This is a genomic window from Geothrix alkalitolerans, assembly GCF_022808885.1.
GTDB lineage: Bacteria > Acidobacteriota > Holophagae > Holophagales > Holophagaceae > Geothrix > Geothrix alkalitolerans.
On record NZ_JAKZLE010000007.1, the window covers coordinates 59,691 to 78,325 of the forward strand.

The 18,635-nt window shown below is 69.7% G+C and carries 27 protein-coding genes; 15 read left to right on the forward strand and 12 right to left on the reverse strand.

The window, feature by feature from the left end:
- Positions 1–63 precede the first annotated feature (63 nt).
- The 14 genes from MLJ35_RS13435 to MLJ35_RS13500 all read left to right on the forward strand — a co-directional run bounded on the left by MLJ35_RS13435 (position 64) and on the right by MLJ35_RS13500 (position 7,973).
- Entirely contained in the window at positions 64–363 is a 300-nt protein-coding gene (locus MLJ35_RS13435; RefSeq protein ID WP_243295619.1) for a YciI-like protein, read from the forward strand.
- A 276-nt stretch (positions 364–639) separates the two neighbouring features.
- The gene (locus MLJ35_RS13440; protein WP_243384766.1) at positions 640–1,314 is read left to right on the forward strand and encodes a DUF2278 family protein; all 675 of its coding nucleotides are present in this window, start codon (positions 640–642) and stop codon (positions 1,312–1,314) included.
- 127 nt (positions 1,315–1,441) lie between these two features.
- On the forward strand, positions 1,442–1,828 hold the full coding sequence (locus MLJ35_RS13445) for a DoxX family protein (protein WP_243384767.1): 387 nt from the start codon (positions 1,442–1,444) through the stop codon (positions 1,826–1,828).
- Positions 1,825–2,049 (forward strand): hypothetical protein, encoded by a 225-nt coding sequence (locus tag MLJ35_RS13450; protein ID WP_243384768.1) that lies wholly within the window; start codon positions 1,825–1,827, stop codon positions 2,047–2,049. Before MLJ35_RS13445 ends, MLJ35_RS13450 begins: the two co-directional genes overlap by 4 nt.
- Positions 2,049–2,582, forward strand: a complete 534-nt coding sequence (locus tag MLJ35_RS13455; protein ID WP_243384769.1) for an NADPH-dependent FMN reductase — start codon at positions 2,049–2,051, stop codon at positions 2,580–2,582. The genes MLJ35_RS13450 and MLJ35_RS13455 overlap by 1 nt, the downstream gene beginning before the upstream one ends.
- Positions 2,579–3,064, forward strand: coding sequence for a YaiI/YqxD family protein (locus tag MLJ35_RS13460; RefSeq protein WP_243384770.1), 486 nt, complete (start codon positions 2,579–2,581; stop codon positions 3,062–3,064). The genes MLJ35_RS13455 and MLJ35_RS13460 overlap by 4 nt, the downstream gene beginning before the upstream one ends.
- Positions 3,065–3,115: 51 nt before the next feature.
- Positions 3,116–3,301: a hypothetical protein gene (locus MLJ35_RS13465; RefSeq protein WP_243324015.1), complete on the forward strand. Its 186-nt coding sequence runs from the start codon at positions 3,116–3,118 to the stop codon at positions 3,299–3,301.
- Between the two features lie 51 nt (positions 3,302–3,352).
- Positions 3,353–4,237: a class A beta-lactamase gene (gene bla, locus MLJ35_RS13470; protein ID WP_243384771.1), complete on the forward strand. Its 885-nt coding sequence runs from the start codon at positions 3,353–3,355 to the stop codon at positions 4,235–4,237.
- A gap of 18 nt (positions 4,238–4,255) precedes the next feature.
- Positions 4,256–4,735: a HugZ family pyridoxamine 5'-phosphate oxidase gene (locus MLJ35_RS13475; protein WP_243384772.1), complete on the forward strand. Its 480-nt coding sequence runs from the start codon at positions 4,256–4,258 to the stop codon at positions 4,733–4,735.
- A gap of 167 nt (positions 4,736–4,902) precedes the next feature.
- Positions 4,903–5,376, forward strand: coding sequence for a rubrerythrin family protein (locus tag MLJ35_RS13480; protein ID WP_243324011.1), 474 nt, complete (start codon positions 4,903–4,905; stop codon positions 5,374–5,376).
- Entirely contained in the window at positions 5,369–5,932 is a 564-nt protein-coding gene (locus MLJ35_RS13485) for a DUF3501 family protein (protein ID WP_243384773.1), read from the forward strand. The genes MLJ35_RS13480 and MLJ35_RS13485 overlap by 8 nt, the downstream gene beginning before the upstream one ends.
- A gap of 9 nt (positions 5,933–5,941) precedes the next feature.
- Positions 5,942–6,385 (forward strand): Dps family protein, encoded by a 444-nt coding sequence (locus tag MLJ35_RS13490; protein WP_243324009.1) that lies wholly within the window; start codon positions 5,942–5,944, stop codon positions 6,383–6,385.
- A 196-nt stretch (positions 6,386–6,581) separates the two neighbouring features.
- Entirely contained in the window at positions 6,582–7,160 is a 579-nt protein-coding gene (locus MLJ35_RS13495; RefSeq protein WP_243384774.1) for a Fe-Mn family superoxide dismutase, read from the forward strand.
- A gap of 111 nt (positions 7,161–7,271) precedes the next feature.
- Positions 7,272–7,973: a DUF2461 domain-containing protein gene (locus MLJ35_RS13500; RefSeq protein ID WP_243384775.1), complete on the forward strand. Its 702-nt coding sequence runs from the start codon at positions 7,272–7,274 to the stop codon at positions 7,971–7,973.
- 5 nt (positions 7,974–7,978) lie between these two features.
- Here MLJ35_RS13500 and MLJ35_RS13505 read toward each other — a convergent pair whose 3' ends face one another.
- The 11 genes from MLJ35_RS13505 to MLJ35_RS13555 form a co-directional block, all read right to left on the reverse strand.
- Positions 7,979–9,019, reverse strand: coding sequence for a prephenate dehydrogenase/arogenate dehydrogenase family protein (locus tag MLJ35_RS13505; RefSeq protein ID WP_243384776.1), 1,041 nt, complete (start codon positions 9,017–9,019; stop codon positions 7,979–7,981).
- A gap of 26 nt (positions 9,020–9,045) precedes the next feature.
- The gene (locus tag MLJ35_RS13510) at positions 9,046–9,276 is read right to left on the reverse strand and encodes a thioredoxin family protein (RefSeq protein ID WP_243384777.1); all 231 of its coding nucleotides are present in this window, start codon (positions 9,274–9,276) and stop codon (positions 9,046–9,048) included.
- Between the two features lie 8 nt (positions 9,277–9,284).
- Positions 9,285–10,358, reverse strand: a complete 1,074-nt coding sequence (locus MLJ35_RS13515) for a permease (RefSeq protein ID WP_243384778.1) — start codon at positions 10,356–10,358, stop codon at positions 9,285–9,287.
- A 7-nt stretch (positions 10,359–10,365) separates the two neighbouring features.
- A complete protein-coding gene (gene arsM / locus MLJ35_RS13520; protein ID WP_243384779.1) occupies positions 10,366–11,280 on the reverse strand; it encodes an arsenite methyltransferase in 915 nt (304 codons plus the stop codon).
- A 67-nt stretch (positions 11,281–11,347) separates the two neighbouring features.
- Positions 11,348–11,683, reverse strand: coding sequence for an ArsR/SmtB family transcription factor (locus MLJ35_RS13525; RefSeq protein WP_243384780.1), 336 nt, complete (start codon positions 11,681–11,683; stop codon positions 11,348–11,350).
- A gap of 71 nt (positions 11,684–11,754) precedes the next feature.
- On the reverse strand, positions 11,755–12,174 hold the full coding sequence (locus MLJ35_RS13530; protein WP_243384781.1) for an arsenate reductase ArsC: 420 nt from the start codon (positions 12,172–12,174) through the stop codon (positions 11,755–11,757).
- A 121-nt stretch (positions 12,175–12,295) separates the two neighbouring features.
- Complete coding sequence (locus MLJ35_RS13535) at positions 12,296–12,778, reverse strand: arsinothricin resistance N-acetyltransferase ArsN1 family B (RefSeq protein WP_243384782.1); 483 nt, start codon at positions 12,776–12,778, stop codon at positions 12,296–12,298.
- Positions 12,775–13,188: a rhodanese-like domain-containing protein gene (locus MLJ35_RS13540; protein WP_243384783.1), complete on the reverse strand. Its 414-nt coding sequence runs from the start codon at positions 13,186–13,188 to the stop codon at positions 12,775–12,777. The genes MLJ35_RS13535 and MLJ35_RS13540 overlap by 4 nt, the downstream gene beginning before the upstream one ends.
- A 3-nt stretch (positions 13,189–13,191) precedes the next feature.
- Positions 13,192–14,286 carry an ACR3 family arsenite efflux transporter gene (gene arsB, locus MLJ35_RS13545; protein ID WP_243384784.1) on the reverse strand — a complete coding sequence of 365 codons (1,095 nt, stop codon included), beginning with the start codon at positions 14,284–14,286 and terminating at the stop codon, positions 13,192–13,194.
- A 9-nt stretch (positions 14,287–14,295) separates the two neighbouring features.
- Positions 14,296–14,631 (reverse strand): carboxymuconolactone decarboxylase family protein, encoded by a 336-nt coding sequence (locus tag MLJ35_RS13550; RefSeq protein ID WP_243323991.1) that lies wholly within the window; start codon positions 14,629–14,631, stop codon positions 14,296–14,298.
- Positions 14,628–15,017 carry an ArsR/SmtB family transcription factor gene (locus tag MLJ35_RS13555; protein ID WP_243384785.1) on the reverse strand — a complete coding sequence of 130 codons (390 nt, stop codon included), beginning with the start codon at positions 15,015–15,017 and terminating at the stop codon, positions 14,628–14,630. Before MLJ35_RS13555 ends, MLJ35_RS13550 begins: the two co-directional genes overlap by 4 nt.
- A 104-nt stretch (positions 15,018–15,121) precedes the next feature.
- On the opposite strand from MLJ35_RS13555, the gene MLJ35_RS13560 reads away from it, so the two are divergent.
- Positions 15,122–16,609 (forward strand): M20/M25/M40 family metallo-hydrolase, encoded by a 1,488-nt coding sequence (locus MLJ35_RS13560; RefSeq protein ID WP_243384786.1) that lies wholly within the window; start codon positions 15,122–15,124, stop codon positions 16,607–16,609.
- Here the strand turns inward: MLJ35_RS13560 and MLJ35_RS13565 are convergent, their stop codons facing one another.
- The gene (locus MLJ35_RS13565; RefSeq protein WP_243384787.1) at positions 16,610–18,631 is read right to left on the reverse strand and encodes a cation:proton antiporter; all 2,022 of its coding nucleotides are present in this window, start codon (positions 18,629–18,631) and stop codon (positions 16,610–16,612) included. It lies immediately after the preceding gene.
- Between the last annotated feature and the right edge of the window lie 4 nt (positions 18,632–18,635).

Here is an 18,635-nt window from a genome sequence, read left to right on the forward strand (position 1 = left end):
GCTCCATCTTTTCCGGTGGATGCGGCCGTCATGATGACCGCCTCCCATCGATGAGGGGCATCTATGCACTACCTCCTGATCTACGAGGTCGGTCCGGAATATGTGGATCGCCGAGGGGAATTCCGGAAGGAGCACCTGGCCCTGGCCTGGGCCGCCCATGAGCGGGGCGAGCTGGTGCTGGGCGGGGCGGTGGCGGATCCTGTGGACATGTCCGTCCTCCTCTTCCAGGGGGACTCCCCAGCGGCGGCCCAGCGCTTCGCCGCGGCGGATCCCTACGTGCTCCACGGCCTGGTGCATCGCTGGCAGGTGCGCCCCTGGATCACCGTGGTGGGCGCGGACGCGGCCACGCCGGTGCACGCGTAGGCCCCTGGGCCCACCAACTCCTGCCAATTCCACAGGCTCGGATCCGGCAATCCCACGGGCTTGTTCTGGGTCACTTTCTGCCTAGCTTGTCGATCGAGCATCCACATCCTTCGAGGCCTTATCTCCAGGCCTTCCATGCTCGCCATCGATCTGCCTCATGGCCTCCTTGCCCCCCCTTTCGGTATGCGCGGGTGACAGGCAACGATCTTTTGCCACGCTCATTCGCACATCCAGCGCTCCCACGAACCTGGCCAAACCACCCTCTCGGAGGTGCGCGTGCCCCTTCCCAACGGCTACGGCGTCGTCATTGGAACCTTGGACCATTACCAACGCGACCCTATCAACAACTATGGCCAGTATTACCACGATAACGTCTATGTCTCGACGCCGGGCGGCCTCTACCACTGCGCCGTCGACGTGGACACCAAGATGACGAACGACGGCATCCAATGGCGCGTGGTTCCCCTGGGAGAAGCGGACATGAAAGGTGTGTTCGCCATGGCCAACGGTTGGCATACCTTGATTTCCAATGACACTTCCGGAGCCTTGGACAACATCAGGACTGCCGCGTTCCATCGCAAAGGGTGCAACATCATTTTCATTATTTTCGACCCTATTCTCGAATTGCTGAGGCGGTGGTTCAACCTGTGGATCAATCCCCCTTGGAAGGCTGGCACCAGCATCGATGCCCTCGCAGTGCTCGAGCCGCTTCTTGATGATTCCACGCGGCTTTTCATCTTCGGGGAACCCTTCACCTACGGCGGGTTGGGCGTCCACAACATCCATCAGAACCAAGGGGACCCTGCCGGTTCGCAGTGGTGGTCAGAAAACGGGATCTGGCAGGACGGAGGGGTGATCATCGAGAAAAAGGATCATTCCATCGTGGCATTCCTGACCAAGTTCAAGACCCAGGCCTACCAGACGGACACCAGCGGGCACCCGATCCCCTGACCGCCGCGCATTGTTTCCGCGGGGTTGGATAACAACCTGGATCCGTACGCAAACCGGGAGAAGAGTTCCCTGTCCGGATCCGGCCTCCAGGTCCAGAATGTTTTCACACCCATCGAAGGGGGCTTTCATGACATGGCTCAGCAAGTATTCGGACCACACCTACGCGCTGCTGCGCATCGTGTCGGGCCTGTTGCTGGCGTTCCACGGGCTCCAGAAGATCTTCGGGGTGGTGAGCGGCTTCCAGCCCCCAGTGGGTTCTCAGCTCTGGATCGGCGGCCTCATCGAGCTGGTGGGCGGCCTGGCGATCCTGGTGGGCTTCCAGACTCAGCGGGCGGCCTTCCTGTGCAGCGGCATGATGGCGGTGGCCTACATGCAGTTCCACTGGAAGTTCCAGTTCGGCGCCGCCTTCTGGCCCGCCGTGAACAAGGGTGAGCTGGCGGTGGTGTTCTGCTTCCTCTTCCTCTTCATCGCCGCCCGGGGCGGCGTGAAGTGGTGCGTGGACAAGACCGCATGAAGGCCGCCACCCTCAGATCCCTCGCGGGCGTGGCCCTCATCGCCCTGGGCGCCGCGGCCCTGGCCTGGCCGGAGTTCAGCTACACGAAGGATTCCCACGACGCCAAGCTGGGCCCCCTGGAGTTCACCCTGAAGGAGAAGGACACCCTGCGCATCCCGGCCTGGGCCGGGTTCGCGGCCATTGCCGCGGGCACGGTGCTTGTGTGGCGGCGGAAGGGCTGATGCGGATTCTCACCCTGGCCGGCAGCCTGCGGGCCGGCTCCCTCAATGCCCGGCTGCTGCGGGAGGCGGCCCGCCTGGCGCCCGAGGCCACGTTCGAGTTCTGGGAGCGCCTGGACGACCTGCCCCACTTCAGCCCGGAGCGCGACACCGAGCCCCCGCCCGAGCCCGTGGCGGACCTGCGGGCCCGCATCCTGGCGGCGGATGCCCTGCTCATTTGCACCCCCGAGTACATCCACGCCATGCCCGCGGTGCTGAAGAACCTGCTGGAGTGGGTGGTCTCGTCGGGCGCCTGTGTGGGCAAGCCCGCGGCGGCCTGGAGCGCCTCGCCCTCGCCGGAGGGCGGCGCCAAGGCCCAGGCCTCGCTGGCCCACACCCTGGAGGTGATGTCGGCGCGGGTGGTGCCGGAGGCTTCGCTCTGCCTCACCCTGGCCGCCTCGGGCCTGGATGCCGAAGGCCGGCTGATCGATCCCGCCCAGGCGGCCCGCGTGGCGGCGGCGGTCCGGACCCTGATCGCCGCCGGGGCTGCCGCATGACCGGAATCAGCGTCGAGGCCCCCGCCATCCGCATCTTCGTGGACGCGGACGCCTGCCCCGTGAAGGAGGAGGTCTTCCGGGTGGCCTCGCGCTGCGGGCTGAAGGTCTTCCTTGTCTCGAACACGCCGTTGCGGGTACCGCGCCATCCGCTCTTCGAGTCCGTGGTGGTGGCCCGGGGCCAGTTCGACGGCGCCGACGACTGGATCGTGGCGAACATCACGGCCTCGGACATCGCCGTGACCGCCGACATCCCCCTGGCGGCCCGCTGCCTCGAAAAGGGCGCCCGGGCCCTGGACGCGCGAGGTCGCGTCTACACGCCGGATTCCATCGGCGACGCCCTGGCCAGCCGCGAGCTGATGAGCCATCTGCGCGCCATGGGCGAATTGGGCACGGGCCCGGCGCCGTTCAGCGCGAGGGACCGCTCCACCTTCCTGCAGCGGCTGGACGACCTCATCCAGGCGCTCCGGCGGACGAGGCGGTAGACTTAGGAAAGGGCTTCACAGGCTTCAACCTTTTTCGAGATCGGACGCGCCATGGCCAGAAAGCCCAACTACAACTTCGAGAAGCGGCAAAAGGACCTGGCCCGCCAGAAGAAGAAGGAAGAGAAACTGCAGAAGAAGGCGATGAAGAAGGACGCCCAGGGCAACGACATTCCGGAAGTCGAAGGCCCGGAAGGTACCGCCGAGGGCGGCCAGGGACCCGACCAGGATCCCGAGTAGCCGCCGCCGCGGCCCGCACCGTGGTAGAAGGAAGGGCCTTCAGGAGTCCCCATGAACCGGATCCTGTGCACCGCCGTTCTCCTGATCCAGACCCTCCAGGCCGCGCCGCCCGCCCCCACTCCGGCCCCGGCCCCGGCCCAGGCCCTGGCCCAGTCCCGCCTTGCCGCCCTGGAAGCCCGCGCGGGCGGGCGCCTGGGCGTGGCGGCGCTGGACACAGGCACGGGCCGCCGGATCGCTCACCGCGGCGAAGAGCGGTTCCCCCTGTGCAGCACCTTCAAGGTCCTGCTGGCGGGCGCGGTGCTCGCGCGGGTGGAGCGGGGCCAGGAGCACCTGAATCGGCCCATCGCCTACACGTCGGCAGACCTGCTGGATTACGCGCCCGTCACCGCGGCCCGTTTGGCGGAGGGGCACATGACCGTGGAGGCGCTCTGCGCCGCCGCCGTGGAGTCCAGCGACAACACCGCCGCCAACCTGCTGCTCCAGGCCCTCGGCGGTCCAGCCGAGGTGACGGCATTCGCCCGAAGCCTGGGTGACGCCGTCACGCGGCTGGACCGCACAGAGCCCACCCTGAACACCGCCATCCCCGGCGACCCCCGGGACACCACCAGCCCCACGGCCATGGTGGATTCCCTAAAGGCCATGCTGCTGGGCGGGGCCCTCGAACCGGCCTCGTGCCAGCGCCTGGAGGGCTGGATGCGGGGCTGCCACACCGGCGGAGATCGCCTGAGGGCGGGCCTCCCGGTCACCTGGGCCGTGGGCGACAAGACCGGCTCAGGCGAGCGGGGCACCGTGAACGATGTGGCCGTCCTGCGTCCGCCTGGCCGGGCGCCGATCCTGGTGGCCGCCTACTATACCGGCTCCCGGGCCCCCATGAAGGACCGCAACGCCGTGCTGGCCGAAGTGGGCCGCATCGTGGCCGCCGCCTTCCCGAACTGACCCGGCCGAGGAGGTCTCATGGATCCGAACACGGAAGCGACACTCCACGCCCTGCTGACGGGACTCCCCGTGGCCTCCCTGGGCACGCTGCATGAAGGGGCCCCCTTCGTGTCCATGGTGCCGGTGGTCCCGGCGCCGGATGGTGCGGGTTTCCTCATCCACGTGAGCGGCCTGGCCCAGCACACCCGCGACCTGCGGGCGGACGCCCGCGCCAGCCTGATGCTCGTGGTGCCCATGGAGGAGGGCCAGAACCCGCTGGCCCTGCCCCGGGTGACCGTGCAGGGCGTTGCCGAGGAGATCCCCCGGGATTCCCGTCGCCACGACCAGGCGGCCGCGGCCTACCTGGCTCGGTTCCCAGAGGCGGAGACGACCCTGGGCCTGGGGGACTTCTCCTTCTTCCTCATCCGTCCCGCCTCCGGACGGCTGGTGCTGGGCTTCGGCCGGGCGCTCAGCCTGGACGCCGCTCAGATCCAAGGCAGCCTCCGCGCGATCCCCTGACCGGCGCGACTCGCGACATGCCGAGGATCCGGCTCTCGATCGGTCGGGATTCTCTTGGGAAAGCGCGGATTGGAATTTACAGAATTTATTCAATGATTTGACTTATTGCTTTGGCATGGGGATGGCTCTACCTTGATGCCGCCGATCGCGGCCCAAGAGGAGATGCCATGTCCTTCACCGATTCCAAGACCCACCAGAACCTCAAGGCCGCCTTCGCTGGCGAGAGCCAGGCGAACCGTCGCTACACCTGGATGGCCCAGGTGGCCGAGAAGGAAGGCCTGAAGGAGGTGGCCGACCTCTTCAAGCACAGCGCCGATGGCGAGACGGGCCACGCCCTGAGGCACCTGATGTTCCTGGCGGAGAAGGCCGGCGACCCCGCCACGGGCCTGCCCCTGGGCGACACGCTCACCAACCTGAAGTCCGCCGTGGCCGGCGAGACCTACGAATACACGGATATGTACCCCGAGTTCGCCCGCCTGGCCAAGGAAGAGGGCTACCCGGAGATCGCCGCCTGGTTCGAGACCCTGGCGAAGGTCGAGCGCTTCCACGCCGGTCGCTTCCAGGAGGCCCTGACCAAGCTGCAGGCCGGCACCAAGCCCGCCTTCGCCCAACCCTCCGCCGACATCGCCCAGCATGTCTGAGTTCCTGGCGGTCCCTTCCTTCGACCCCGCCACCGAACGGGCACGCTTCCAGGCACGGCAGGCCTTCCTGGCCCGCCAGGCGTCCTTGCGGCTGGAGCTGGCGGAAGGCATCAGCTTCCAGCCCGAGACGGCGGAGAGCGTGGAGGATCAGGTGGTCGAGACCCTCTGGGCCGAAGGCATGACCCTGGACTCTGCCCCGGCGGAGGACCTGGCCGAGGCCCGCGCCTCCTTCTCCGTGCTGGCGCCCCGTCGCGAGCCCGGAGGCGCCAGCGTGGCCGCCACGCTCATGCTGGGCTTCCCCGACGACGTGCGGGACCGCCGACTGGCGGACCTGCACACGTTCCCGGACCAGCTGGCGCTGGAGCTCGCGGATGGATCCCTCGTCGCCCCTTCCGTGGATCGCGGCGCCGCCGGACCGGAGGACCGCCTGCCCTCCGTGCTGGCCCTGCGCTACCTCATTCCGGACGGCCGCCCCATCGCCGCCCTCGTCTCCACCCACGCCGGGCTTCCCGGCCGCTGGCCCGCGCCGGCCGCCTGGACGTCCTGGTCTTCCTGAGGAGAAGCCATGAACCGTTCCGTCATCGACCACCTGAATGCCGAGCTGGCCACCGCCTTCGTGTTGGCCCTCAATGCCAAGCGCTACCACTGGACCGTTACCGGCCCCCACTTCCGCGACTACCACCTGCGCTTCGAGGACCTCTACACCGCCGCGGACGGCACCGTGGACGAGCTGGCGGAGCGCATCCGCATGATGGGCGGCGTGCCGATCCACGCCCCGGCCCAGATCGAGGCCCAGACCAAGGCCGCCATCTCCAACCCCTCCGCCCGTCTCGATCCCGAGGCCATGCTGAAGGAGGCCCTGGCCAATGAGGAGGCCACCGTGTCCCTCATGCACGAGGGCATCGAGCTCGCCAACGAGGCCAGCGATCCAGGCACCGCCGACCTGCTCACCCGCTTCGTCCAGGTCCACCAGAAAGAAGCCTGGTTCCTGCGCGAGATGCTGGGCTGAGGATGAACGAGGGGGGACCGCCCGGCCGCTTCGCGTCCTCTGCATCCCTCCTCGCGTACCCCCACGCGGGGTCCGAGCCAAGCCCGGCACCGCGTCTGATACCGGACCCGCACCTGAACATTGTGCCTGTTTCATCCAATTTCCGACTTCTTCAGTAAACTACCCATCCGCGCGTCGCGCAGCCAAGGAGACACCCATGGCCTACACCGCCAAGAACTACGACCACCTGAAGGGCGGCGCCCTGAAGGGGCTCGGCGATTCCCAGCTGGACCAGCACTTCGGCCTCTACAAGGGCTACATCACCAAGCTGAACGAGATCGAGGAGAAGCTGGCGACGGCGGACAACACCAAGGCCAACTACTCCTTCAACGAGTACAGCGAACTGAAGCGCCGCGAGGCCGTGGCCTTCAACGGCTCGTTCCTCCACGAACTCTACTTCGAGAACCTGGGCGCCGACAGCGAGATCAGCGCCGGCCTCAAGGCCGCCCTGGACGCCGCAGGCGGCAAGGACAAGGTGGTCGCCGACCTCAAGGCCGCGGCCCTCTGCGGTCCCGGCTGGGCCGTGCTCACCCGCAACCGCCGCGACGGCAAGCTGCACACCTACTTCATCGCCGAGCACCACCTAGGCCTGCCCATCGAGCAGGACCTGCTCCTGGTGCTGGACAGCTGGGAGCACGCCTTCATGGTCGACTACGGCACCGCCCGCGCGAAGTACCTCGAGGCGTTCGTCGAGAACATCAAGTGGAGCGAAGTCTCCAAGCGGTTCGGCAAGTAAGAGGGCGCGCGGGCGCCTCGGCGCCTCTCCACGCGTGCTCGTGGTTGGGCCCCCGAATCGGGGGCCCGCCTTGTTTTTGGGCGTAGCCTGGGAGCACCACCCGGAGGCGATGTGGCGACGAAGACGGCTTCCACTGGACTCGAGAACCCGCTGGGACCGGGCCTCTTCCGGTTCCTGAAGGACCTCAAGGCGCACAACGACCGCGAGTGGTTCCAGGCGAACAAGGCCCGGTACGAGGCCGAGGCCCGGGATCCCGTGCTTCGCCTCATCGCGGCCTTCGGCGGGCCGCTGGCCGGCATCAGCCGCCAGGTGGAGGCCGACCCCCGCCCGTCGGGCGGGTCGCTGTTCCGCATCTACCGCGACACCCGCTTCAGCCGGGACAAGAGCCCCTACAAGACGCATCTGGGCGTGAACTTCCGCCACCGCTCGGCCGCGGCCGGCGGCGTCCACGGGCCCGGCTTCTACCTTCACCTCGAGCCCGGCGGCTGCTTCGCGGGCGGCGGTCTGTGGCATCCGGCTCCCGAGGCGCTGTTCAAGGTGCGACAAGCCATCGTGGCCCGATCCGCCGCGTGGAAGAAGCTCAAGGACGCGGGCCTGGAGATCGAGGGCGAAGCCCTCAAGCGGGTGCCCCAGGGCTTCGACGCCGGGCACGCCCACGCCGAGGATCTCAAGCTCAAGGACTTCTACGCCTCCGCGGCCTTCACCGACGCCCAGGTGCTGGCCCCGGACTTCCCGGCCCGCCTGGCAGAGGCCCTCCGGGATGCGGCGCCCCTGGTGGCCTTCCTGTGCAAGGCCCTGGACTTGCCGTTCTAGGCGGTTCAGCGCCCCTGGGCGGCACGCGAGGCTCGCAGCACCGCGCGGAAGACGTCCTCCACGCCCTGGGTGTCCAGGCCTGCCTCCCGGGCCCAGGCCCGCCGGGCCTGGAGCTGCGTGGCTTCCCGGTCGGGATCGTGCACGGGGAGGCCCAGCTCGGCCTTGGCGCGGCCGGCGCGGAGCACCAGCTCCGTGCGGCGGGCCAGCAGGGCCACCAGCTCCTGGTCCAGGGCGTCGATGTGGTCGCGGGTCTCCTGGAGGATGGGGGACCGCTCCCCCAGGCTGGGAATGGCCAGCTGCTGCTCGTCCGCGCCCTCGGCCACGGCCTCCGCCAGGGTCTGGTGGATGGCGGAGAGGGCCTCCAGCAGCCCTTTGCGGGCTCCCTTGGCGAAGGGGTTCTGGTTCTGCAGGGCCGCGAAGAGGTGCCCGGCGTCCTCCCGAACGGACTCCAGGGTACGGGCGATGGCGTGGAAGGAGGGAGGCGTGAAGGGCAGCTCGGCCCCGGCGCCCACCGCCAGCAGGCCCTTGGCGATGAAGAACGTGAGTGCGTGGGTGGTGGCCATCACCCGGTCGTGGTCCTCGGGGCTCTGCCGCAGCACTTCGCAGCCCAGGCTCTCGAACAGCGCCTGCACCCGGTCGGCGGCGGCGGGATGCTGGGCCGAGGGACACAGCACCACGCGCAGGGGCCGCTCCGCTCGGGCCAGGCTCACGGGGCCGAAGAGGGGATGCGTCCCTGCGTGGGGGATGGCGGCGCCGAGCTGGGCGTCCATCAGGGCGCAGGGGCCCGACTTCACGCTGCCCACATCGAAGACCAGCTGATCCGGCCGGAGGTGGGGCCGGAGGCTCGCCAGGGCCGCGGCCTGGGTGGCGACAGGCACCGCCAGCACCAGGGCCTCCGCCTCCACCAGGTCCTGAAGGCCGACCGCCCGACGCTCGGCGGGAATCTCCACCGCAGGATCCCAGGCCCGATAGCCATGGCCGGCCTCGCGGAGCAGCTCGCCCAGAGCGCGCCCGAAGCGGCCATAACCCAGGATGCCGATGCGCATGAAACCCCTCGCGGTGTGGGGAGATCCTACCGCAGGAGGTCCTTGATGGCGGCCACCGTGGGCACATGCCCCTGGCTCTTCACCACGCCGTCCACCACCAGGCCCGGTGTGCTCATCACGCCCCGGGCCACGATGTCCGGGTATTCCGTGACCTTCACCAGCGTGAAGTCCAGCCCCAGCCCCTTCGCGGCCTCCTCGGCCCGCTCGGCCAGCAGCTTGCATTTGGCGCAGCCGCTGCCCAGGATCTCGATCTTCATGGGAACTCCTACATCACGAGGTTGAACAGGAAGCCCACCAGCACGATGCCGGCGGCCACGATGCCCAGGAAGACCGCCAGCAGGCGGGGCTTGAGCACCTTGCGGAGGATGACGGTCTCGGGGAGGGAGAGCCCCGTCACCGCCATCATGAAGGCCAGGGCCGTGCCCAGGGCCGCGCCCTTGGCCAGCAGCACCTGCACGATGGGGATGATGCCGGCGGCGTTGGCGTAGAGAGGCACGCCGATGAGGACGGCCAGGGGCACGCTCCACCAGGCGGACTTGCCCATGAACCGGGCCAGCAGCTCGGCGGGTGCGTAGCCGTGCAGGAAGGCCCCCACGGCGATGCCCACGAGGATGTACGGCCAGACCTTCCCGACGATCTCCTTCGTCGCCTGGAGCGCCAGCTCCAGGCGCCCCGGGAAGCCCGCAGACACCTCGGCGCCCCTGGAGGGTTCGAAGGGAACGGTCAGGACCCAGGGCTCCAGGTGCCGCTCCAGGCGCAGCTTCCCGAGGATCCAGCCGGAGAGGAAGGCCACGGTCACGCCGGTCGCCGTGTAGAGGAGCGCGATCTTCCAGCCGAAGAGGCCCAGCAGCAGGAAGAGCGCCACCTCGTTCACCATGGGCGCCGACACCAGGAAGCTGAAGGTGGCGCCCAGGGGCACGCCCACCCGCACGAAGCCGATGAAGAGCGGCACCGCCGAGCAGGAGCAGAAGGGCGTGGCGATGCCCAGGAGCGCGGCCAGCAGGTTGCTCCAGGCCCCGGTGCGCTTCGCCAGCAAGTCGCGGGTGCGTTCGGGGCTCAGGAAGGTCTGCACGAAGCTCACGCCCAGCACCACGGCCCCGAGGAGCATCAGGACCTTCGGCGCGTCATAGACGAAGAAGGCCACCGCCTCGCCCAGGCGGCTGCCGGGCGCCAGCCCGAAGACCCGGAAGGCCAGCCAGTCGGCGGCTGGAAGGAGGATCAGGTACAGCGCGATCCAGGCCGGGAGGGCGGCCAGCAGCCACCCTCCCGATCTCCAGAAGCCGCCGTTGGAAGCCGGCGTCGGCGCCGGACAGGCGCAGCTTTTCGAAGCATCCGTCATGGCATCCTCACCCACAGCAGCTGGGTGCGCAGCAGGCCTTCACAGCCTTGGTGGCTTCCACCTGGACGCTGAGCACGGACCCGGCCAGCTGCTCCAGCTCCTCCGGGCTCATGCCCGGGTAGCGCTGCTTCGCCAGCGCCATCAGCTCCGGCGCCAGCTCCGCCAGGCCGAAGTGCCGCTCGGAGGCCACGCTCACGCCCTCGAAGCCCGCAGTGCGGATGGCGGCCAGGTAGTCGCCCTTGAGCATGGCGCCGGACACGCAGGCCGCGTAGGCGTCCAGGTCCTGGAGCAGCGCCTCGGGCAGGGGCCGGGCCAGCACCAGGTCGGAGACGTGGAGGCGCCCGCCGGGCTTGAGCACGCGGAAGGCCTCGCGGAAGACCTTGGCCTTGTCCGGGGCGAGGTTCACCACGCAGTTGGAGAGGATGACGTCCACGCTGGCGTCATCCACGGGCAACGCCTCGATGTCGCCCCGTCGGAATTCCACGTTCCCGTAGCCGTGCTTGCGGGCCAGGGCGGTGGCGCGCTCGATCATCTCCGGCGTCATGTCCACGCCGATGACGCGGCCTTCGGGGCCCACGCGCGGCGCGGCGAGGAAGGCGTCGAAGCCCGCACCGGAGCCCAGGTCCAGCACCGTCTCGCCAGGCTTCAGGTCCGCCAGGGCCACGGGGTTCCCGCAGCCCAGGCCCAGGTTGGCGCCCTCGGGCACGGCGGCGAGGTCTTTCGGGTCGTAGCCCACCTCCAAGCTGGCGTCGGGGCGGGCGCTCCCGCAACAGGAGGAAGAGCCGCAGCAACCTGAGGAAGCCGCCTCGCGGCTTGGCCGCAACTCGGCGTGGGGGTCCGGGGGTGTCCGCGCAGCGGGGAACCCCCGGAGGACATCGGCGTAGCGGTCGCGGACGGCGGATTTGAGGATTTCGGGTTCCATGGTGGGGCCTTTCGGATGGAGATCTCCCGGGACGCCGGTGGCATCCACGTCCCAGGACGATGGAAGGTCAGTCCCTGCGGCAGCAGGGCGAAGGTTGGGGGTCGTCTGCCGCGCCGCCGGCGCAGCAGTCCTGCCAGAGGTACTCGGTCAGCGCCCGCAGGGTGCCGTAGTCGGCGCGGTAGCGGAGCGTGGTGCCTTCCCGGGCCACCAGCACCAGGCCGGCGTCGGCGAGGGTGGCCAGGTGATGGCTGAGGGTGGAGGCCGGGATGTCCAGGCGCGTCTGCAGCTCTCCAGCGGGCGTCCCCGCCTCGGGGCCCTGCACCAGGCGGCGCAGGATGGACAGGCGCACGGGGTGCCCGAGGGCCTTCAGCCGCTCTGCCGCCTGTTCCACACGCCCGGTCATGGTCTCCTCCTGAACTAATTCTAGATTTGTCGAAATAGCGTGCAAGGCCTAATTTCGATTTTTTTCGAAATTCATGAAAGCCAGCCCCGCTCCCGACCCAGGGCTTCCAGGCGGCGGGCGATTTCGTCCCGGGCGGCGCGGAAGCGGGCCCGCAGATCCTCGGGCGTGAGCGAAGGGTCCTCACTGGCAGGATCCGGGATGGGCCAGTGCAGGCGCTCGGCCCTGCCCAGGAAGGCGGGGCACACCTCCTCGGCGCAGAGGGTGATGACCAGGTCCACGGAGGCCGGGTCGATGTCCGACACGGGCTTCGAGGCGTGGGTCGAGGCATCGATGCCCCGCTCCGCCAGGGCCTCGAGGGCGTAGGGGTTCACGCGGCTGGGCCGGCTGCCGGCGCTCTGGATGCGGAAGCCTGGGAACATCCGGCGCGCCAGGCCCTCGCCCAGCTGGGACCGGGCGCTGTTGGCCACGCAGAGGAAGAGAATCGAGGTCACGAATGCTCCATTCAGCTCAAGGGAAAGGGCTCACCACCAAGACACCAAGAACTGCTTTTGTCTTTACTTGGTGCCTTGGTGTCTTGGTGGTGCTCATTTTCTTTTCCAGCCTGAATGTCATTCACAGAAGCAACTCCCAAAAGCCCACATCCACCCAGGCGCCGAACTTCCAGCCCGCCTCGGTCATGTGGCCCACCTTCCTGAAGCCGAGCTTCTCGTGCAATCGCACGCTGGGCGCGTTGGGCAGGCTTAGGCAGCCTAGGGCCGAGTGGAAGCCCCGCTGCTTGAGCTCGTCCAGCAGCGCCTGGTAGAGCGCCGCGCCGCGGCCCTTCCCCTGGTGCCCCCGGTCCAGGTAGACGGTGGTCTCCACGGCAAAGCGGTAGGCGTGCCGCGTCCGCCAGGTGGAGCCGTAGGCGTAGCCGAGCACGCGGCCGTCCTCCTCCCACACGAGCCAGGGGTAGGCGGCCGTCACCTTGGCGATGCGTGCGCCCATCTCCTCGACGGTCACAGGCTGCTCCTCGAAGGTGATGAGGGTGTCCCGGATGTAGGGGTTGTAGATCTCGACCAGGACCGGGGCGTCGGTGGGCAGGACGGGGCGGATCATCGGCGGCCCTTCCGGGGGCGCAGCACGCAGGGGCACTGGCCGTGCAGGAGCGCGGCGGCGTCGGTCGTCACGGGCCAACCCTCCTGGTCCCAGAGGAGCATGCCGCCGTTGAGGCAGGCCACGTTCGCGAAGCCGTGGTCGAGCAGCAGGTGGGCGGCCTCCTTGGTGTAGACACCGGCGCTGTCGGCCAGGAGCAGGGGACGGTCCGCGGGCAGCTCGGACAGCAGGCTGGCCAGTTCCTCATGAGGGATGCGGATGGTCTCGGGCACCTGGAAGGCCTTCATCTCCGCCAGCTCATCGAGGCGGAGGTCCACCAGGACCGCGCCCTCGTTCAGCGCGGCCAGCGCGTCCTTCGGCGCCAGGAACCGCAGCCCCGCGATGACCATGCCCCTGTCCTCGAAGATGCCCATGGCCTACCTCTTGGCGGGGTCCACGGCGGGACAGCAGCCGGCGCTGGCGACGTCCTCCGCGGCCTCTGGATACCACTTCCGCTTCAGCCAGAGGGCCACGTTCACCAGGCCGATGAGGGCGGGCACCTCCACCAGGGGGCCGATGACCGCGGCGAAGGCCGCGCCGTGGGCGATGCCGAAGGTGGCCACGGCCACGGCAATGGCGAGCTCGAAGTTGTTGCTCGCGGCCGTGAAGCTCAGCGTGGCGCTCTGGGGATAGGTGGCGCCGGCCTTCTTCGACAGCCAGAAGCTCACCAGGAACATCACCACGAAGTAGATGAGCAGCGGGATGGCGATGCGGATGACATCGAGGGGGAGCTTCACGATGGTGTCGCCCTTGAGGCTGAACATCACCACGATGGTAAAGAGCAGCGCCACGAGCGTCAGCGGGCTGATCTTCGGCACGAAGACCCGGTGGTACCAGTCCAGGCCCTTGAGCTTCCCGAGGACGAACCGCGTGAGGAAGCCGGCGATGAAGGGAATGCCCAGGTAGATGAAGACGCTCTCGGCGATCTGCCCGATGGTGATGGCCACGACCGCGCCCTGGAGGCCCAGCTTCGCGGGCAGCACCGTGGCGAAGAACCAGGCGTACACGCTGAAGAAGAGCACCTGGAAGATGGAGTTGAAGGCCACCAGGCCCGCGCAGTATTCGGTGTCGCCCTTGGCCAGGTCGTTCCACACGATGACCATGGCGATGCAGCGGGCCAGGCCGATGAGGATGAGGCCCAGCATGTACTCAGGCCGATCCCTCAGGAACAGGATGGCCAGGCCGAACATGAGCAGGGGCCCGATGATCCAGTTCTGGAGGAGCGACAGGCCCAGCACCTTCTTGTTCCGGAAGACCAGGTGCAGCTCCTCGTACTTCACCTTGGCCAGGGGCGGATACATCATCAGGATCAGGCCCGCGGCCAGGGGCACGCTGGTGGTGCCCACGTTCCAGGCGTTGATGGCGTGGTTGAAGCCGGGGACGGCGTAGCCCAGGGCCACGCCGAGCCCCATGGCCAGGAAGATCCACAGGGTGAGGAAGCGATCGAAGAAGGACAGCCGGCCCGTGGACATCGTCAACTCCTAGTGGCAGTCGCAGTCGTCGCCGCAGTCGCCCTTCTGGCCGCCGGCCTCCTCGCAGGCGCAGGCGCCGCCGCAGCAGCCGCCGGCGCTCTCGCCCACCAGGGTGGTCTGGGCCAGGGCCATGATCTGGGAGTGGGGATCGCCCTTCACCCGCAGGGCCATGTTCACGGCCTCGATCATGTCGTCCTTGGAGACGCCCAGCTCTTCCAGGCGGGAATGGTGGGCGCGGAAGGCGCGCTCGGCGTTGGATCCGATGGCGGCGCCCAGGGCGATGAGGTTGAGGGTGGTCTCGCTGAGGCCGGTGGTTTCGGTCTCGGTCTGAGGCTGGGAGGTCATGCGTGCTCCTGGAGGGTGCGTGAAGGGGGACAGTCGGCGGGATCGCAGGGATCGCACCGGAGAGCCTGGGCCTGGGCCCGGTCGTGGGAGAGCTCGGCCTCGGCGCCGGCCATGAGAGGCCAGAGGGCCTCCAGCAGGGGGCGGGCGGCAGCCTCGTCAGAGAGGGCCACGTGGACCCATCGGCCCACTTTCCGCTCCCGCACCAGACCCGTGCGGCGCAGGCCCGTGAGGTGCTCGGAGACGGTGGAGGGCGCCAAGCCCAGCACCTCGGCCACCTCGCAGACGCACAGCTCGCCCCCGTGAAGGAGCGCGAGGATGCGCAGGCGCACGGGGTGGGCCAGGACTTTGAGGGTGTCCACGAGGGGACGGAGGGGGTCGGAGGTCATTTCGCTATTTCCCGAAACATCCCCATGATAGCCCCCGGGGCGCGTCTTGAAATGCCTCGTTTTTTGATGTTTGATGAATCCCGAGATCCCCTGCAGGAGTTCCCATGATGCGGCGTCCCTCCGCCCTGCCCTGGCTGGCCCTGGCCGTCGCTCTCCAGGCCCAGGCCCCCTTCGCGCCGGCGCCCGCCCCTTCGCCGGTGCCCGTCCTGAAGGAATACCCCGCCACCCCGGCCGGCCGCCTGCTCCGGGAGATCCACGACCACGCGGAGGTGGTGGCCCGGGTGGAGCAGCTCTGCGACACCATCGGCCCCCGCCTCACGGGTTCCGAGAAGCTGCGCCAGGCCCAGGCCTGGGCCATGGCCGACATGAAGAAGCTGGGTGCCACGAACGTCCACGAGGAGGCCTACGACTTCGGCCTGGCCTGGACCCGCGGCGCCGACTCCGCCCGCCTGCTCACCCACAGCGGCCTGCGCTTCCGGGTGGACCAGCAGGCCTGGACGCCGGCCACCGGCGGCCCGGTGCGGGGCGAGCTGATCCTGGTGGACGCTCGGAACCTGGCGGAGCTGCAGGCCTTCAAGGGGCAGCTCAAGGGGAAGATCCTCCTGCGCACCAACCCCAACGACAAGCGGCCTCCGCTGGCACGCCGAGGGGTGGACTTCGCGGCCTTCCAGGCCGAGCAGGCGGCCATGACCCAGTTCCTCCAGGACGAGGGCGCCCTGGCCGCCCTGGTCATGTCCGCCCGGAAGAACGGCCTGGGCTTCGCTTCCGGCGGCGCGGGCCGGGACCCCCAGAAGGCCGGGCTTCCCGCGGCCTATGTTCCCCAGGAGCCCTACAAGATGCTGCTGCGCCTCCTGACCCGGAAGGAGCCGGTGAAGCTGGAGCTGAACCTCGGCGGCGCCTTCTCCAAGGCCCCCGTGCAGGCCTTCAACGTGGTGGGCGAGCTCAAGGGCACCGAGAAGCCCGACGAGGTGGTGATCCTCGGCGCCCACCTGGACAGCTGGGACCTGGGCACCGGCGCGACCGACAACGCCACGGGCAGCGCCATCGTCCTGGAGGCCCTGCGCGCCTTCCAGGCCACGGGCCTGAGGCCGAAGCGCACGATCCGCTTCGTGCTCTTCAGCGGGGAGGAGCAGGGGCTGCTGGGCTCCCGCGCCTACGTGGAGGCCCACCGGGCCGAGCTGGACGCCATCCAGGCGGTGCTGGTCCACGACATGGGCACGGGCATGGTGAAGGGCTTCACCCTGCAGGGCCGGGAGGACTGCCGCGGCCCCATGGCCCAGGCCATCGCGCCGCTCAACGACCTGGGCGTGAAGGACCTTTCGCTACGCGTCATGGGCAGCACGGACCACGCGCCCTTCGATCGGGCCGGCGTCCCCGCCTTCCCCGCCACCCAGGATCCGGCGGACTACTTCCTGGGTACCCACCACAGCCAGATGGACTTCCCGGACCACCTGATCCCGGACCAGCTCGTCCAGGGCACCCAGGCCATGGCCGTCACCGCCTGGGAGCTGGCGGAGCTGCCCGGCCGCCTGCCCCACGGCGTGAACCTCCGGCCGCCCGTGGGGGCGGTGAACCCGTCCGCGGCGCGCTGACTAGCCCCGACCAGGTTCCCGCCCCAGCAGGGCCTCGGCCCGATCCAGGGCCGGAGCCGGACCGCTGAGAGCCAGCAGGTCGCCGGCCTGGAGGCGCGCGTCGGGCCGCGGCTCCAGCAGGTGACCCTCCCGCAGCAGGGCCACAAGGGCCGCGCCCGAACCGCCCGGCAGATCCAGGTCCCCGAGGCTGCGGCCCAGCGAGGGGCACCGGGGCCCGATGCGGAGCGTGCGCCAGCCCCCGGCCGGAGCCGCGGAGGCCGCATCTGGATCGCCCCAGGGATCCCGGGCCTCCGCGCCCATCCAGTCGGCGCCGGCATCCAGGTCCCTCTGGAGGCCCCGGGCCCGCCGCCAGAGCAGCAGCGGAATCGCCAGGGCCGCGGCCGCGGCCAGTGCCCCCAGAGAGGCCAGGGGGATGAGGGCCGAGACCGCCGCCAGCACGGGCAGGCCCGTGAGCAGCAGCACGCCGAGGCGCAGGCCCGTGCGGAAGGCGCGGCGCATGTCGGGGCGGCTGCCCAGGCCGCCGGGACCCGGCAGGTCCAGCAAGCGCTCGGCCAGGATCCGGGTGCGGCGCACCATGCGGCTCACCAGGAACCCCACCACGACCACCGCCGCCAGCAGGACCGCGCCCTGGGCCAGGGTGTGGCCCAGCGCCCCCCGCCCCTCGAGCCAGGTGGCCCCCAGCCGCATCACCCGCGGGGCGAGGACGCCCACCAGGCCGATGAGCACGGCATCCAGCAACAGGCGCAGGAAGGTCCGCCGCGCCGCGGCCCCCGGGGCCTTGCGGAGGGCCGGGGCCCGCAGGGCGGCGGCCCAGGACTGGTAGAGGCCCAGGTAGGTCTTCAGGGCCGCGGGCAGGTGCCGCTCCACGAACCGGGCCGCGGGTTCCCCCCCGCTGAGAAGCGCCGGCGTGGCCAGGGCCGTGGCCACGCCGATGGCCGCCAGCAGGGCGTAGCGGGAAGGGTCCACCACGCCCAGGCCGATGCCCGCGCTGAGGAGGATGAAGCCGAACTCCCCCACCTGCCCCAGGGCGAGGCCCGCGCGCACGCCCAGGGCCAGGGGCAGGCCTGCCAGTGTGGCCCCGACCGTGACGGACAGCGCGTTCACGACGATGACCAGGGCGGTGAAGAGCAGCACCAGCGGCCAGTCGCGCGCCACCATGGCCGGTTCCATCAACATGCCCACGGCCACGAAGAACATGGCGGCGAAGAGGTCCCGCAGGGGGTGGACCAGGTGCTCCACCTTGCGGCCCCGGCCCGACTCGCAGACCAGCATGCCCGCCACGAAGGCGCCCATGGCCACGGAGAAACCCGCCCAGGCCGCTAGCTGGGCCAGGCCGAAGCAGAGGGCCGCGGCCGCCACCAGCAGGACCTCGTCCCGCGCATGGTCCGCTACCCAGCGCACGGCGCGGGGCACCACCAGGCGGCCCAGGCCGATGAGCACGGCCAGGAAGGCGGCCAGCTTGAGCAGCGTGCCCGCGATGGCCCTGGCGCTGGGCCCGCCCAGGGAGGCCGCCGCCGTGAGCGCCGCCAGGAGGAGCACGGCGTGGAGGTCCTCCACCAGCAGGACGCCCAGGATCGTCTCCTTCAGCGGGCCCCGGATGCCCCGCTCGTCGAAGAGCTTGGCCAGGATCATGGTGGAGGCGATGGCGAGGCTGGCGCCGAAGAAGGCGCTCTCCAGGGGCGGCCATCCCAGCAGCCGCGCCGCGAGGAAGCCCACCACCAGCTGGGTCCCCACCTGCAGCGTGCCCGTGAGCAGGGCCTGGGGCCCGGCCTGGAGCAGCTTCGACAGGCTGAACTCCAGGCCGATGGTGAACATCAGCAGGATGACGCCCAGCTCGCCCATGAGGCGCACGTTGCCCAGGTCCGCGACCAGCGGCACGGGCACGTGGGGACCGACGATCATGCCCGCCAGGAGGTAGCCCAGGACCGCCGGCTGCTTCAGCTTCTGGAAGAGCACCGACGTCAGGGCGGCGACGCCCAGCACCATGGCCAGGTCCAGCAGGAGGCGCGCGTGCCCCTCCATGGCC

Bases quoted from the DNA above. Each gene is read 5' to 3' on its own strand.
- MLJ35_RS13455 (WP_243384769.1), top strand. From the start codon at position 2,049: ATGCGGATTCTCACCCTGGCCGGCAGCCTGCGGGCCGGCTCCCTCAAT.
- MLJ35_RS13510 (WP_243384777.1), bottom strand. From the start codon at position 9,276: ATGAAGATCGAGATCCTGGGCAGCGGCTGCGCCAAATGCAAGCTGCTG.
- MLJ35_RS13485 (WP_243384773.1), top strand. From the start codon at position 5,369: ATGTCTGAGTTCCTGGCGGTCCCTTCCTTCGACCCCGCCACCGAACGG.
- MLJ35_RS13490 (WP_243324009.1), top strand. From the start codon at position 5,942: ATGAACCGTTCCGTCATCGACCACCTGAATGCCGAGCTGGCCACCGCC.
- MLJ35_RS13505 (WP_243384776.1), bottom strand. From the start codon at position 9,019: ATGCGCATCGGCATCCTGGGTTATGGCCGCTTCGGGCGCGCTCTGGGC.
- MLJ35_RS13435 (WP_243295619.1), top strand. From the start codon at position 64: ATGCACTACCTCCTGATCTACGAGGTCGGTCCGGAATATGTGGATCGC.
- MLJ35_RS13460 (WP_243384770.1), top strand. From the start codon at position 2,579: ATGACCGGAATCAGCGTCGAGGCCCCCGCCATCCGCATCTTCGTGGAC.
- MLJ35_RS13465 (WP_243324015.1), top strand. From the start codon at position 3,116: ATGGCCAGAAAGCCCAACTACAACTTCGAGAAGCGGCAAAAGGACCTG.
- MLJ35_RS13540 (WP_243384783.1), bottom strand. From the start codon at position 13,188: ATGGGCATCTTCGAGGACAGGGGCATGGTCATCGCGGGGCTGCGGTTC.
- bla (WP_243384771.1), top strand. From the start codon at position 3,353: ATGAACCGGATCCTGTGCACCGCCGTTCTCCTGATCCAGACCCTCCAG.
- MLJ35_RS13495 (WP_243384774.1), top strand. From the start codon at position 6,582: ATGGCCTACACCGCCAAGAACTACGACCACCTGAAGGGCGGCGCCCTG.
- MLJ35_RS13555 (WP_243384785.1), bottom strand. From the start codon at position 15,017: ATGACCTCCGACCCCCTCCGTCCCCTCGTGGACACCCTCAAAGTCCTG.
- MLJ35_RS13560 (WP_243384786.1), top strand. From the start codon at position 15,122: ATGATGCGGCGTCCCTCCGCCCTGCCCTGGCTGGCCCTGGCCGTCGCT.
- arsM (WP_243384779.1), bottom strand. From the start codon at position 11,280: ATGGAACCCGAAATCCTCAAATCCGCCGTCCGCGACCGCTACGCCGAT.
- MLJ35_RS13480 (WP_243324011.1), top strand. From the start codon at position 4,903: ATGTCCTTCACCGATTCCAAGACCCACCAGAACCTCAAGGCCGCCTTC.
- MLJ35_RS13445 (WP_243384767.1), top strand. From the start codon at position 1,442: ATGACATGGCTCAGCAAGTATTCGGACCACACCTACGCGCTGCTGCGC.
- MLJ35_RS13535 (WP_243384782.1), bottom strand. From the start codon at position 12,778: ATGATCCGCCCCGTCCTGCCCACCGACGCCCCGGTCCTGGTCGAGATC.
- MLJ35_RS13565 (WP_243384787.1), bottom strand. From the start codon at position 18,631: ATGGAGGGGCACGCGCGCCTCCTGCTGGACCTGGCCATGGTGCTGGGC.
- MLJ35_RS13550 (WP_243323991.1), bottom strand. From the start codon at position 14,631: ATGACCTCCCAGCCTCAGACCGAGACCGAAACCACCGGCCTCAGCGAG.
- MLJ35_RS13525 (WP_243384780.1), bottom strand. From the start codon at position 11,683: ATGACCGGGCGTGTGGAACAGGCGGCAGAGCGGCTGAAGGCCCTCGGG.
- MLJ35_RS13515 (WP_243384778.1), bottom strand. From the start codon at position 10,358: ATGACGGATGCTTCGAAAAGCTGCGCCTGTCCGGCGCCGACGCCGGCT.
- MLJ35_RS13475 (WP_243384772.1), top strand. From the start codon at position 4,256: ATGGATCCGAACACGGAAGCGACACTCCACGCCCTGCTGACGGGACTC.
- MLJ35_RS13450 (WP_243384768.1), top strand. From the start codon at position 1,825: ATGAAGGCCGCCACCCTCAGATCCCTCGCGGGCGTGGCCCTCATCGCC.
- arsB (WP_243384784.1), bottom strand. From the start codon at position 14,286: ATGTCCACGGGCCGGCTGTCCTTCTTCGATCGCTTCCTCACCCTGTGG.